The organism is Streptomyces sp. NRRL S-87, from assembly GCF_000719335.1.
Taxonomy (GTDB): Bacteria; Actinomycetota; Actinomycetes; order Streptomycetales; family Streptomycetaceae; genus Streptomyces.
Window position 1 is genome coordinate 195,759 of sequence record NZ_JOGB01000003.1, and the last position, 12,543, is coordinate 208,301.

The following is a 12,543-nucleotide window of genomic DNA, read 5'->3' on the forward strand; positions in this document are numbered from 1 at the left end:
GCTCACGCTGCCTTCTCCTCTGCCCAGCGCCGCACGTGCGGCAGGTCGTCGTCCAGCCAGAACGCACTTTCCTCGGGGTCCCTGGAGTCCGTGACGACCAGGAGCTCCTCGAACTTCGCGCCGGTGCCCCGGAATCCCAGGTGCGGCTCGACCGCCCACAGCCCGGGCCGGGGAGGGTGGTCGGAGAACCGGTACGGGCTCCACAGCGGCGACCAGCCCTCGCGGTGCCCGTGCAGCGCGTCCGAGGCGAGCCCCCTGAGGGCCCGGGTGCCGAAGCCGAAGGCGGTCGGCGCCCAGCGGCGCTCCTTGACCCGGTCCACCTTGTGCGCGATCACGCCGAAGGGGTAGGCCCGGTGCCGGTTCGCGTACCCCTGCTTCACCATGAGCCGGTCGACGTCCTCGTAGATCTCGCGCAGCGGCCGGCGCTCGCGGACCTCGGCGAGGATCAGCTCGCGGTGCGCCCGCAGGTCGTCCATGAGGCGGTCCTGCACGGGGTTGAGGCCGAGCGAGCCGGAGTAGCCGATGTCCGCGGTGTGGCCCTTGTAGACGGGGGCCATGTCGAGGATGAAGGGCATACCCGGCTCCAGCCGCCGGTCGGTCGGGAAGAACTGCAGGGGGATCTTGAACCCGGTGAACGCCGTGCGGTCGCCGAACCAGGCGAAGGGCAGGTGGAACCAGTCGGTGACCCCGCGGGCCCGCAGCCACGCGCGCTGCATGCGCGCGGCCTCCCGCTCCGTGACGCCCGGCTTCAGCTGTGCCGCCACCGCCTCGGCGCACTCGTACGCGAGCCGCTGGACTTCCCTGAACCCGCGAAGATCGTCCCCTGCCATGCCAGCCCCGTCCCGGTAGCCGTAACGTGCCCGAAAGTTGCCATTGATGAATGTGACAATGCCTGGAGATCACGTCAAGGCCCGTGAGCAGTCCTGTGGAAAACCTTTCGGTGGCGCCGCTGCCCGTTCGGGGTAGCCCTTACGTCCCGGATGACCGCGTTCGGTGTACGACCCAAGGCTGAGACGGGGACCGCGCTCCAGAGTGACGACGGCGACATCGCCCGCCACTACCTTCGAAACCGTGACTGTCATCGCGACCGAAAGCCTGAGCAAGCGGTACACCGGAGTGACCGCCCTTGACCGGCTCTCCCTGGACATCGGCCCCGGCGTGACCGGCCTCGTCGGTGCGAACGGGGCCGGCAAGTCCACGCTGATCAAGATTCTCCTCGGCCTCTCCCCGGCCACCGAGGGCCGTGCCGCCGTGCTCGGACTGGACGTCGCCACGCAGGGCGGCGCCATCCGCGAACGCGTCGGCTACATGCCCGAGCACGACTGCCTGCCGCCCGACGTCTCGGCCACCGAGTTCGTCGTCCACATGGCGCGCATGTCCGGGCTCCCCCCGACCGCGGCGCGCGAGCGCACCGCGGACACCCTGCGCCACGTGGGGCTGTACGAGGAGCGCTACCGCCCCATCGGTGGCTACTCCACCGGCATGAAGCAGCGCGTCAAGCTCGCCCAGGCGCTGGTCCACGACCCGAAGCTGGTGCTCCTCGACGAGCCCACCAACGGCCTGGACCCGGTCGGCCGCGACGAGATGCTCGGCCTGATCCGCCGGGTCTACACCGACTTCGGCATCTCGGTCCTGGTCACCTCGCACCTCCTCGGCGAGCTGGAACGCACCTGCGACCACGTCGTGGTGGTCGACGGCGGCCGCCTGCTGCGCTCCAGCTCGACCAGCGACTTCACGCAGACCACCACCACCCTCGCGGTCGAGGTCACCGACTCCGACGCGCACCCCGACGGCACCCGCGCCCTGCGCGAGGCCCTGGCCGCCGCCGGCGCCACCCTCCACGAGGGCGGGGAGCAGGGTCTGCCCGGCGCCGGCCACATCCTCCTCGTCGAGGCCACCGGCGACGCGACGTACGACCTGGTCCGCGACGCCGTCGCCGGGCTGGGCCTGGGCCTGGTCCGCATGGAGCAGCGCCGCCACCAGATCGCCGAGGTCTTCCAGCAGCAGCCCCAGCAGTACCCCCAGCAGCAGTCCCCGCAGCACCCGGGCTTCGCCCAGCCGCAGCAGGACTTCGTCCAGAAGGGAGCCGGGAGCCATGGCGCCTGAGACCGCCACCCAGATCCACAACATCGGCTACCGCTCCTACGAGGGAGCCCGCCTCGGCCGCGCGTACGCCCGCCGCTCGCTCTACGCGCAGTCGCTGCGCGGGGCGTACGGCCTGGGCCGCTCGGCCAAGTCCAAGGTGCTGCCGATGCTGCTGTTCGGCATCATGTGCGTCCCCGCGGCCATCATCGTCGCCGTCGCCATCGCGGTTCCGGGATCGACCGACCTGCCGATCGAGTACCCGAACTACGCCATGCTCCTGCAGATGGTCATCGGCCTCTACCTGGCCTCGCAGGCGCCCCAGACGGTCTCCCGGGACCTGCGCTTCCGGACCGTGCCGCTGTACTTCTCGCGGCCCATCGAGCGCGTCGACTACGTCCTGGCCAAGTACGGGGCGATGGCGTCGGCGCTGTTCATCCTCACGGCGGCGCCGCTGCTGATCATGTACATCGGCTCCCTGCTGGCCAAATTCGACTTCGCGACCCAGACCAAGGGGTTCGCACAGGGACTGGTCTCGGTGCTGCTGCTCTCCCTCCTCTTCGCGGGCATCGGCCTGGTGATGGCCGCCCTGACGCCCCGCCGCGGGTTCGGCGTCGCCGCCGTCATCGCGGTGCTGGTCATCCCGTTCGGCGCGGTCTCGACCGTGCAGGTCATCGCCAACGAGACCGGGGCCGACGGCGCGATCGAGTGGCTCGGTCTGTTCTCCCCGATGACCCTGGTCAGCGGCTTCCAGTCGGCCTTCCTCGGCGCCAAGTCGACCTTCCCGGGCGAGGTGGTCCCCTCCACGGGCGTCGGCCTCGTCTACCTGCTCGCCGCCCTCGGCGTGATCGCCGGATCGTACGGCGTCCTGATGGCCCGCTACCGGAAGGCCGGACTGTGACCACCATCGACATCGAGCACGCCTCGCGCTGGTTCGGCAACGTCGTGGCCGTCAACGACGTCACGATGAGCATCGGCCCCGGTGTGACCGGCCTGCTCGGCCCCAACGGCGCCGGCAAGTCCACCCTGATCAACATGATGGGCGGCTTCCTGGCGCCCTCCACCGGCACGGTCACCCTCGACGGCACCCCGATCTGGGGCAACGAGCAGGTCTACCAGCACATCGGCGTCGTGCCCGAGCGCGAGGCGATGTACGACTTCCTGACCGGCCGCGAGTTCGTCGTCGCCAACGCCGAACTGCACGGGCTCGACGAGCGCGCCGCGCAGCGGGCCCTGGCCACCGTCGAGATGGAGTACGCCCAGGACCGCAAGATCGGCACGTACTCCAAGGGCATGCGCCAGCGCGTCAAGATGGCCTCCGCCCTGGTCCACGACCCGTCGGTGCTGCTGCTCGACGAGCCGTTCAACGGCATGGACCCGCGCCAGCGCATGCAGCTGATGGAGCTGCTGCGGCGGATGGGCGCCGAAGGCCGCACCGTCCTGTTCTCCTCCCACATCCTGGAGGAGGTCGAGCAGCTCGCCTCGCACATCGAGGTGATCGTGGCCGGCCGGCACGCGGCCTCCGGCGACTTCCGCCGGATCCGCCGCCTCATGACGGACCGCCCGCACCGCTACCTGGTGCGCTCGTCGGACGACCGCGCGCTCGCCGCCGCCCTGATCGCCGACCCCTCCACGGCCGGCATCGAGGTCGACCACAAGGAGGGCGCGCTGCGCATCCAGGCGGTCGACTTCGGCCGGTTCACCGCGCTGCTGCCGCAGGTGGCCCGTGCGCACGGCATCCGGCTCCTGACGGTCTCGCCCTCCGACGAGTCCCTCGAGTCGGTCTTCTCCTACCTCGTAGCGGCCTGAAGGAGCTGGCACCGATGTACAACCCCACCGTCGCCCGGCTCACCTACCGGGCCCTGCTCGGCCGACGCCGCGCACTGATCCTCTTCGCGCTGCCGGCCCTGCTGATCGTCCTCGCGGTCGCCGTCCGGCTGCTCGACGGGGCCGACGACGCCACCGCCTCCGGCCTGCTCGGCGGCTTCGCCCTGGCCACGATGGTCCCGCTGATCGGCGTCATCGCCGGCACCGGCGCCATCGGCCCCGAGATCGACGACGGCTCGATCGTCTACCTGCTCGCCAAGCCGGTGAAGCGCCCGACGATCATCGTCACCAAGCTGTTCGTCGCCGTCGCCGTCACGATGGTCTTCTCCGCCGTCCCCACCCTGATCGCCGGCTACATCCTGAACGGCAACGGGCAGCAGATCGCGGTCGCCTACACCGTCGCCGCCCTGGTCGCCTCGATCGCGTACAGCGCGCTGTTCCTGCTGTTCGGCACCGTCAGCCGGCACGCGGTGGTGTTCGGCCTGGTCTACGCCCTCGTCTGGGAGTCCCTCTTCGGGTCGCTGGTGGACGGGGCCAAGACCCTGAGCGTCCAGCAGTGGTCCCTGGCCCTGGCCGAGAAGGTCACCGGGCCGGGCGTGGTGGACTCCGCCGTCGGCCTGCCCACGGCCACCGTCCTGCTGGCCGCGGTCACGGTCGTCGCCACCTGGTACGCCGGCCAGAAGCTGCGCCGGCTGACCCTCGCCGGCGAGGAGTGAGACTCCGGAACCGATGAGGAGGGGCCCGCCGGTGCGGCGGGCCCCTCCTCGCGTCGCGGTGGACGACGGCTCGGGAAGGGGGGTGCGTCGGGCGGCGGGCAGGATCCGGAGTGATGATCGGGTCATGACGCTCGCCTCCGGACCCGAACCGTCCCGGCCCGTGCGGTCGTGGATCCGGTCCTCGCCCGGCACGCACGCCTGGCTGGCGATCATCGCGATCACCAGCCTCGTCGTGGTGATCGTCCCCGACCGGACCGAGCACCTGCTGCTGCACCGCAACAGCAGCAACATCCACGAACTGGTGCAGCACCCGGTGAGATCGCTGGTGGCCAGCGCCTTCTGGATCGAGAGCCCGGCGTCCCTGCTGCTCTACGCGGCCCTCTTCGAGGTCTTCCACGCCCCGGTGGAGCGCTGGCTGGGCACCGTGCGCTGGTTCGTCATCGTGGCCACGGCGCACGTCGTGGCGACCCTGGCCAGCCAGAACGCCGTCTTCCTGGCGATCCGGGACCACCGCGCCCCGCGCAGCATGGTGCACGTCGTCGACATCGGCGTGAGCTACGGACTCGCCGCCGCCGTCGGCGTCCTGACGTACCGCCTGCCGGGCCCCTGGCGCTGGCTCTACCTCGCGGGCGCGGTCGCGTTCTTCGGCATCCCGCTCGCCACCGGTGCCACCTTCACCGACCTCGGCCATGCCATCGCCCTGGCCATCGGCCTGCTGTCCTGGCCCCTCACCCGCCACCCCGAGCACCCCCACCCGTACCGCAACTGACCCGCGTCCGTGCGTGTGTTCGAGAAAATTCGATGGTGTCCGGAGGGGACGGGGGGCAGAGTGGAGGCGCGGAGAGTTCCACCGGTCCGGGGCGGCCGCTTCGAGCGCGCCCCGCGGCGCGGGCCGTCCCGGACCGCTCTCCCGGCAGCTGCTCAGGCCGCGCCGAGCAGGCGTTCCAGCACCACCGCGATGCCGTCCGCCTCGTTCGAGGTGGTCACCTCGTCGGCCACGGCCTTCAGTTCCCGATGGGCGTTGGCCATGGCCACCCCGTGCGCGGCCCAGCCGAACATCGGGATGTCGTTCGGCATGTCGCCGAACGCGATGGCCTCGTGCTTCTTCACGCCGAGCCGCCGCGCGGCCAGCGACAGCCCGGTGGCCTTGCTGAGCCCGAGCGGGAGGATCTCCACCACGCCCGGACCCGCCATGACCACGTCGACCAGCGCGCCGACGGCCTGCCGGGCCGTGGTCGCCAGTGCGTCGTCGTCGAGGTCCGGGTGCTGGATGTAGAGCTTGGTGAGCGGGGCCGCCCACACCTCCGCCGTGTCCTTCAGGAACACGTACGGCAGCGGCCCCTCCTGCACCTGGTATCCGGGGCCGACCAGCACCTCGCCGTCCAAGCCGTCGCGGCTGGCGGCCACGAGCAGCGGCCCGAGCTCCGCCTCGATCTTGTTGAGCGCGAGCCCGGCGAGCTGCCGGTCCAGCGTCACCGACGTGAGCAGCCGGTGCGCGCCGGCGTCGTACAGCTGCGCGCCCTGGCCGCACACCGCGAGGCCGTCGTAGTCGAGGTCGTCGAGGATGTGGCGGGTCCAGGGCACCGCACGGCCGGTGACCACGATGTGCGCCGCGCCCGCCGCGGTGGCCGCGGCGAGCGCTTCGCGCGTCCGCTCGGAGATCGATTCGTCGGCCCGCAGCAGCGTGCCGTCGAGGTCGGTCGCGATCAGCCGGTACGGGAAGCTCACTTGGAGACCGGCTCCAGGAACTCACGGCCGCCGAGGTAGGGACGCAGCACCTCGGGCACCCGCACGGAGCCGTCGGCCTGCTGGTGGTTCTCCAGCAGCGCGACGATCGTGCGCGGGACGGCGCACAGGGTGCCGTTGAGGGTGGCCAGCGGCTGCACCTTCTTGCCGTCGCGCATGCGCACCGACAGGCGGCGGGCCTGGAAGCCGTCGCAGTTGGAGGCGGAGGTCAGCTCGCGGTACTTGCCCTGGGTCGGGATCCACGCCTCGCAGTCGAACTTGCGGGAGGCGGAGGCACCGAGGTCGCCGGTGGCGACGTCGATGACCTGGAAGGGCAGCTCGAGGGAGTTCAGCCACTGCTTCTCCCAGGCGAGCAGGCGGGCGTGCTCGGCCTCGGCGTCCTCCGGAGCGACGTACGAGAACATCTCGACCTTGTCGAACTGGTGGACGCGGAAGATGCCGCGGGTGTCCTTGCCGTACGTGCCGGCCTCGCGGCGGAAGCACGGGGAGAAGCCGGCGTAGCGCAGCGGCAGCTTCTCGGCCTCGATGATCTCGTCCATGTGGTACGCGGCGAGCGGGACCTCGGAGGTGCCGACCAGGTAGTAGTCGTCCTTCTCCAGGTGGTACACGTTCTCCGCGGCCTGGCCGAGGAAGCCGGTGCCCTCCATGGCGCGCGGGCGGACCAGCGCCGGGGTCAGCATCGGGACGAAGCCGGCCTCGGTGGCCTGCGCGATCGCGGCGTTGACGAGGGCCAGCTCGAGCAGCGCGCCGACGCCGGTGAGGTAGTAGAAGCGCGAGCCGGAGACCTTGGCGCCGCGCTCGACGTCGATGGCGCCGAGGAGCTCGCCGAGCTCCAGGTGGTCCTTGGGCTCGAAGCCCTCGGCCGCGAAGTCGCGGACGGTGCCGTGGGTCTCGAGGACGGTGAAGTCCTCCTCGCCGCCGACCGGCACGTCGGAGTGGACGATATTGCCGAGCTGGAGCAGCAGCTGCTTCGCGGCCTCGTCGGCCTCGTTCTGCTCCGCCTCGGCGGCCTTGACGTCGGCCTTCAGCTGCTCGGCGCGCTTGAGGAGCTCGGCGCGCTCCTCCGGGGAGGCCTTGGGGATCAGCTTGCCGAGAGACTTCTGCTCGTTGCGCAGGTCGTCGAAGCGGACACCGGACGACCGGCGGCGCTCGTCGGCGGAGAGGAGCCTGTCGACGAGTTCGACGTCCTCTCCACGGGCGCGCTGCGAGGCGCGGACACGGTCAGGGTCTTCACGGAGCAGCCGGAGGTCAATCACCCCTCCAGGCTACCGGCCTGGGGTTCCTCGCCTCACATCGATATCACGCTGCGTGTCGCTATGTCCTGATTGCGGTAAATGCAAAACTGATCGATGGTGGCCGGAACCGGTTCGCCCGCCGGAAGTCGATAAAGAGGTGTCATTCCCCGAAAGGGGCACACATCCGGTGTTCCGCGGACGGTGCGGGGCTGCCGGAGGCCTTGCGGGGGGCGGTCGGCGGCGTACCGGTTGTCCACAGGAATGGTCGGCAGGGGTTCGTTATCCACAGGCTGGATCGATCGGCTGTGGACATGAATGGCGCTCCTTGTGCATCGCTTCGCTCGCCGAAGGAATCCTGGTTCAAACCCCCACCACACACTCATTCGGGTGGGAAATGCTCGCTCCAAAGAGTTGATCAATGGTGTGCGGGTGACGTCGTTCATCTCGTGGGGGGTGGGACGCCACCTCGTCGCCGGGAGCGATTTGTCGACCTTGCCCACCCCGCGTGTCGACTTGTCCCCAGGTAGAGAAGCGCGCCTGTGGATAACTCTGTGGACAACCTTGTGGACAGCCCTGTGGGCAGGACGGCCGGCCCGCGCCCGGTCCGTCCCGTCGCACTACGCGATCTACGCCCGCCCGTCCAGGCAGCGGGTCAGCCAGTCCGACGCCGCCGTGAAGTCACCCTCCGACGTCCCCGGCCGGGGCGCCCGCACCTCGGCCGCGGAGACCCCCGCACGCGGGTACGAGCCGAGGAACCGCACGTTCGGGCAGACCCGCTTCAGACCCATGAGCGCCTCGCCCACGCGCCGGTCGGAGATGTGGCCCTCGGCGTCCACGGCGAAGCAGTAGTTGCCGATGCCCTCGCCCGTCGGCCGGGACTGGATCAGCATGAGGTTCACGCCGCGGACCGCGAACTCCTGCAGGAGCTCGAGCAGCGCGCCCGGGTGGTCGTCACCGAGCCAGATGACGACCGAGGTCTTGTCCGCCCCGGTGGGAGCCGCCGGCCGGGCCGGCCGGCCCACCAGCACGAACCGGGTCTCGGCGTTCTCCGCGTCGTGGATCTCGGTGACCAGCGGCACCAGCCCGTACGTGGCCGCCGCGAACTCGCCGGCGAAGGCGGCGTCGTACCGGCCCTCCTGGACCAGCCGCGCGCCGTCGGCGTTCGAGGCCGCCGACTCCCAGAGGGCGTCGGGCAGGTTCGCCCGCAGCCAGTTGCGCACCTGGGGCTGGGCCACCGGGTGCCCGGTCACCGTCTTGATCTCCGACATCTTCGTGCCCGGGCGCACCAGCAGCGCGAACGCGATCCGCAGCCGGACCTCGCGGTAGATCATCAGCGGCTCGCCCGAGGCCAGCTCGTCGAGCGTGGCGGTCACGCCGCCTTCCACCGAGTTCTCGATCGGCACCAGCGCCGCCGCGGCCTCGCCGTTGCGCACCGCGTCGAGCGCGGCGGGCACCGACACCATGGGCACGAGCTCCCGGGTGGCGGCTTCCGGGAGCGTGCGCAGGGCGGCCTCCGTGAAGGTGCCCTCGGGACCGAGATAGGTGTAGCGGGTGGCCGACATGCGGTCAGCCTAGTGCGCCGGAGGGTCCGGCCGCGGTGCCGTTCACCCAACGAGAAGCGATCACGCTTCCAGCAGGTGCTGGCCGACGTACTCCCCGGCGCGCGGGCCGGGCGGCACCGCGTACAGGCCGCTCGCCTCGTGCCGGACGAACGCCGAGAGCGCGTCCCCGCGGTCGAGCTTGCGCTGGACGGGCACGAAGCCCCGCAGCGGGTCCGCCTGCCAGCAGACGAACAACAGGCCCGCGTCGGGCGTCCCGTCCTGGCTGATCCCGTCGTGGTACGAGAACGGCCGGCGCAGCATCGCCGCCCCGCCGTTCTGCTCCGGGGCCGAGATCCGGGCGTGCGCGTTCGCGGGGATGACCGGCTTGCCGTCCGCCCCGAGCGCGTTCAGGTCCATCTCCGTGGTCTCCGAGCCGCCCGTCAGCGGGGCGCCGTCGGACTTGCGGCGCCCGATCACCTGCTCCTGCTTGCCGGGGGCGAGCGCCTCCCAGTCGTCGAGCAGCATCCGGATGCGACGTACGACGGCGTACGAGCCACCGCCCATCCACGCGTGCTCGGCCGGGCCGGGCCCGGTGCCGGGGACGAACACCCGGCGGTCGAAGTCGGGCTCGGAGGGCTTGGGGTTGCCCGTGCCGTCGATCTGGCCCATCAGGTTGCGGGCCGTCATCGGCTTGCCCGTCGCGCCGGGCGAGCGGTTGAAGCCGTTCATCTGCCAGCGCACCGCGGCCGCGTCCCCGGCGTCCTTCTGGAGCGCGCGCAGCGCGTGGAACGCGACGAGCCCGTCGTTCGCGCCGATCTGCACCCACAGGTCGCCGTTGCTGCGCCGGGGGTCGAGGGCGTCGGCCGAGAAGTCCGGCAGCGGGTCCAGGGCGGTGGGGCGGCGGGCGGCCAGCCCCGTGCGGTCGAAGAAGGTCCGGCCGAAGCCGAAGGTGACCGTCAGGGAGCAGGGCCCGGCATCCAGGGCGATCCCGGTGTCCCCGGTGCCCGCCGGCTCCCCGGCCATCAGCCGCCGCGCCGTCTCCGACCAGCGGCGCAGCAGGGCCGCGGCCTCCTTGCGGCCGGCGCCCGGCCTCAGGTCGAAAGCGACCAGGTGCCCCTTGGCCTGCATCGGGGAGGTGATCCCGGCCTGGTGCTCGCCGTGGAAGGCCACCTCGGTCGCACCCAGCGAGGCCAGTGCTCCGGCCGCGGCGGGTCCGCCCGCGGGGTCCTCGCCCCCGGACAGCGCCTGACCCGCGAGCGCGCCGCCGGCCGCGCCCACCACCAGCCCCGCGGCGCCCGCGGCGCCCACGGTGCCCAGCAGCCGCCGCCGGGAGATCTCGATGTCGGTCATGCTCTCGGTCACGCTGGTCAGCCGATCTTCACGTTCTTCTGCACGGTCACTTGGTCGATGTCGGAGGTGCGCACGGTCAGGTCGATGCGCCACTGGCCGGCGAGCGGGAGCTGGACGCCGGACGCCGTCCAGTGTCCGCTCGCGGCGTGGTCGGGCACGAGCGGGAGCGGCCCGATGTCCTTGGCGGGCAGGGTGAAGGCCACCTTGACCTCGGGGGCGTCCAGCGCGCGGCCGTTGGGCCGCTCCAGCCACAGGTGCAGGGTGTTGACCCCGGTCCGGCCCGGGTCCAGGGACAGGCGGGCGGTGCCCCGGCCGTCCTCGCCGCCGGTGTCGAAGGGCAGCGAGAACTTGATGGGGCGGTTGGGCACGGCCGTGGCGCCGGTGCCGCCGCCGGCGGCGGCCTCCAGCTCGGCCGCCCGGCCCGGCTCGGTGCTGGTCAGGATCGTGGTCACGGCCAGCAGGACGACCGCGACGGTCGTCTCGGCCAGCACCGAGCGGCGCAGTCCGGCGCGGTGCGGGTCCGCGTCCCGGCGCTTCTTCTCGCGGGCGGTCGCCAGGACGGCCCGCTGGCGGGCGAGCTGGGCGGCCCGCTCGGGGTCGGCGGGAACCGTCACCGGCTCGGGCTCCGGCGCGGCCTGCTCCGGCAGGTCCGCGGACGTTTCACGTGAAACATCGTCGGTGTCCGCCGCGTCCGCGGGTACCTCGGCCAGCCGGGCCGTCCACCGCCGGGAGATCGAGGCGATGCCCACCAGCAGCGCCACCAGGCCGACCTTCACGATCAGCAGCTGCCCGTACGACGTCCCGGTCAGGGCCGACCAGCTGCCGAGCTGACGCCAGGACTGGTACAGCCCGGTCGCGGCCAGCACCAGCACGCTGACGAACGCCATCCGGGAGAACCGCCGTACCGCGGCCCGCTCGAGGTCCGGCACCCGGTACAGGGCCACGACCAGCGTCACGAGCCCGCCCAGCCAGGCGGCCACGGCCAGCAGGTGGGCGATGTCGACGGGCATCGCGATCCCGGGCTGGATCCCGGTGGAGGCGTGCTCGGCCAGCGCCCAGGTGGCCGCGATGCCGCCGGCGACCACGGCACCGCCGACCGAGAGGCCGAAGGTGAGGTCGCTCGTCTCCTTGGCGTGCTGCTCCGCCTCCGGTCCGTCGGGCTCCTCCGGTCCGTCGGGCTCCTCCGGCACGGCTGCCTGTCGGCGGGCGAAGGCCCCGAAGAGGACGGCGAGGAACAGTGCGGCCGCGCCGAGCAGCAGCAGCCGCGAGACCAGCGAGGCGCCGGTCTTGGTCTCCAGGACGGCCTTCAGCCCGGCCAGGTCGAAGGCATCGGCGAACTCGCCCGAGCCCGTGTACGGGTTCCGCAGCGCCAGCATCGCCAGCGTGGCCGCCGTGAGCGTCAGCCAGCCGGTCAGCACGACCCGCTGCACCGGACGCAGCCCCGCCCCGCGCCGCCAGCACAGCAGCACGAACACCGATCCGCCGACGAGGAGCACGAAGCCCGCGTAGGCGGCGTACCGGGCGATGCCGTAGGCGACGCCCACGGGCCCGCCGCCGGCCTCCCGCTCGGGCAGTGCCACCGAGGTCGTGGACGGTGCGCCGATGGAGAACGTGAAGGCGCCCGCGACGGGGTGGCTGTCGGCGGAGACCGCCTGCCAGGCCACGGTGTACGTGCCGTTCGGCAGCCCGGAGTGGAGCACGACGCCGTGCTTGATGACGGATCCGTCGCACAGGTTGCGCAGTTCGCCGGTGTCGGCGCGCCTGCCGCTGGGGTCCATGACGCGGATCGAGTCCTCGCCCAGGGCCACCTCCTCCGAGAAGGTGAGGGTGACCTGGGCGGGGGCCGTGGCGACCACCGCCCCGTCCTTCGGGTCGCTGCCGGTCAGCGCGGCGTGCGCCGTCGCCGGCCCGGCGGTGGCGAACAGCGAGCCCAGCAGCGCCACTGCGACGAGCAGCAGCCGGAGCAGGCCGGGCCGCCGGAGCCGGCGGAGCTGCCCGGGCCGGCGGAGCTGCCGGGCGCGAAGGGGGGCGGTGGCCGTCATGGCG

Annotated in this window: 11 protein-coding genes; 5 read left to right on the forward strand and 6 right to left on the reverse strand. The window is 72.1% G+C overall.

Translation table 11 applies throughout. The features are described 5' to 3' along the window. Positions 1-2: 2 nt before the first annotated feature. The gene (locus IF43_RS0103065) at positions 3-830 is read right to left on the reverse strand and encodes a M24 family metallopeptidase (protein ID WP_030193434.1); all 828 of its coding nucleotides are present in this window, start codon (positions 828-830) and stop codon (positions 3-5) included. 241 nt (positions 831-1,071) lie between these two features. Here IF43_RS0103065 and IF43_RS0103070 point away from each other — a divergent pair, with 241 nt between their 5' ends. The 5 genes from IF43_RS0103070 (at position 1,072) to IF43_RS0103090 (ending at position 5,394) form a co-directional block, all read left to right on the forward strand. Then, on the forward strand, positions 1,072-2,106 hold the full coding sequence (locus IF43_RS0103070) for an ABC transporter ATP-binding protein (protein WP_078909871.1): 1,035 nt from the start codon (positions 1,072-1,074) through the stop codon (positions 2,104-2,106). Then, positions 2,096-2,983 (forward strand): ABC transporter permease, encoded by an 888-nt coding sequence (locus tag IF43_RS0103075; protein WP_030193439.1) that lies wholly within the window; start codon positions 2,096-2,098, stop codon positions 2,981-2,983. The genes IF43_RS0103070 and IF43_RS0103075 overlap by 11 nt, the downstream gene beginning before the upstream one ends. Then, positions 2,980-3,891 carry an ABC transporter ATP-binding protein gene (locus IF43_RS0103080; RefSeq protein WP_030193441.1) on the forward strand — a complete coding sequence of 304 codons (912 nt, stop codon included), beginning with the start codon at positions 2,980-2,982 and terminating at the stop codon, positions 3,889-3,891. The genes IF43_RS0103075 and IF43_RS0103080 overlap by 4 nt, the downstream gene beginning before the upstream one ends. A 14-nt stretch (positions 3,892-3,905) precedes the next feature. Next, positions 3,906-4,625: an ABC transporter permease gene (locus IF43_RS0103085; RefSeq protein WP_030193443.1), complete on the forward strand. Its 720-nt coding sequence runs from the start codon at positions 3,906-3,908 to the stop codon at positions 4,623-4,625. Positions 4,626-4,749: 124 nt separating this feature from the next. Next, positions 4,750-5,394 (forward strand): rhomboid-like protein, encoded by a 645-nt coding sequence (locus tag IF43_RS0103090; RefSeq protein WP_030193445.1) that lies wholly within the window; start codon positions 4,750-4,752, stop codon positions 5,392-5,394. A 152-nt stretch (positions 5,395-5,546) separates the two neighbouring features. Here the strand turns inward: IF43_RS0103090 and IF43_RS0103095 are convergent, their stop codons facing one another. The 5 genes from IF43_RS0103095 to IF43_RS0103115 form a co-directional block, all read right to left on the reverse strand. Then, a complete protein-coding gene (locus IF43_RS0103095) occupies positions 5,547-6,353 on the reverse strand; it encodes an HAD family hydrolase (protein ID WP_030193447.1) in 807 nt (268 codons plus the stop codon). Continuing rightward, positions 6,350-7,627, reverse strand: a complete 1,278-nt coding sequence (gene serS, locus IF43_RS0103100) for a serine--tRNA ligase (protein WP_030193450.1) — start codon at positions 7,625-7,627, stop codon at positions 6,350-6,352. Before serS ends, IF43_RS0103095 begins: the two co-directional genes overlap by 4 nt. Positions 7,628-8,232: 605 nt before the next feature. Beyond that, a complete protein-coding gene (gene pheA / locus IF43_RS0103105) occupies positions 8,233-9,168 on the reverse strand; it encodes a prephenate dehydratase (protein ID WP_030193452.1) in 936 nt (311 codons plus the stop codon). A 60-nt stretch (positions 9,169-9,228) separates the two neighbouring features. Then, complete coding sequence (efeB, locus tag IF43_RS0103110; protein WP_030193454.1) at positions 9,229-10,497, reverse strand: iron uptake transporter deferrochelatase/peroxidase subunit; 1,269 nt, start codon at positions 10,495-10,497, stop codon at positions 9,229-9,231. A 17-nt stretch (positions 10,498-10,514) separates the two neighbouring features. Further along, positions 10,515-12,539, reverse strand: a complete 2,025-nt coding sequence (locus IF43_RS0103115; RefSeq protein ID WP_030193456.1) for a copper resistance protein CopC — start codon at positions 12,537-12,539, stop codon at positions 10,515-10,517. Positions 12,540-12,543: the final 4 nt, after the last annotated feature.

Excerpts from the sequence above, each read along its gene's own strand:
- IF43_RS0103065 (WP_030193434.1), bottom strand. The coding sequence starts at position 830 with ATGGCAGGGGACGATCTTCGCGGGTTCAGGGAAGTCCAGCGGCTCGCG.
- IF43_RS0103075 (WP_030193439.1), top strand. The coding sequence starts at position 2,096 with ATGGCGCCTGAGACCGCCACCCAGATCCACAACATCGGCTACCGCTCC.
- IF43_RS0103085 (WP_030193443.1), top strand. The coding sequence starts at position 3,906 with ATGTACAACCCCACCGTCGCCCGGCTCACCTACCGGGCCCTGCTCGGC.
- IF43_RS0103090 (WP_030193445.1), top strand. The coding sequence starts at position 4,750 with ATGACGCTCGCCTCCGGACCCGAACCGTCCCGGCCCGTGCGGTCGTGG.
- pheA (WP_030193452.1), bottom strand. The coding sequence starts at position 9,168 with ATGTCGGCCACCCGCTACACCTATCTCGGTCCCGAGGGCACCTTCACG.
- efeB (WP_030193454.1), bottom strand. The coding sequence starts at position 10,497 with ATGACCGACATCGAGATCTCCCGGCGGCGGCTGCTGGGCACCGTGGGC.
- IF43_RS0103115 (WP_030193456.1), bottom strand. The coding sequence starts at position 12,539 with ATGACGGCCACCGCCCCCCTTCGCGCCCGGCAGCTCCGCCGGCCCGGG.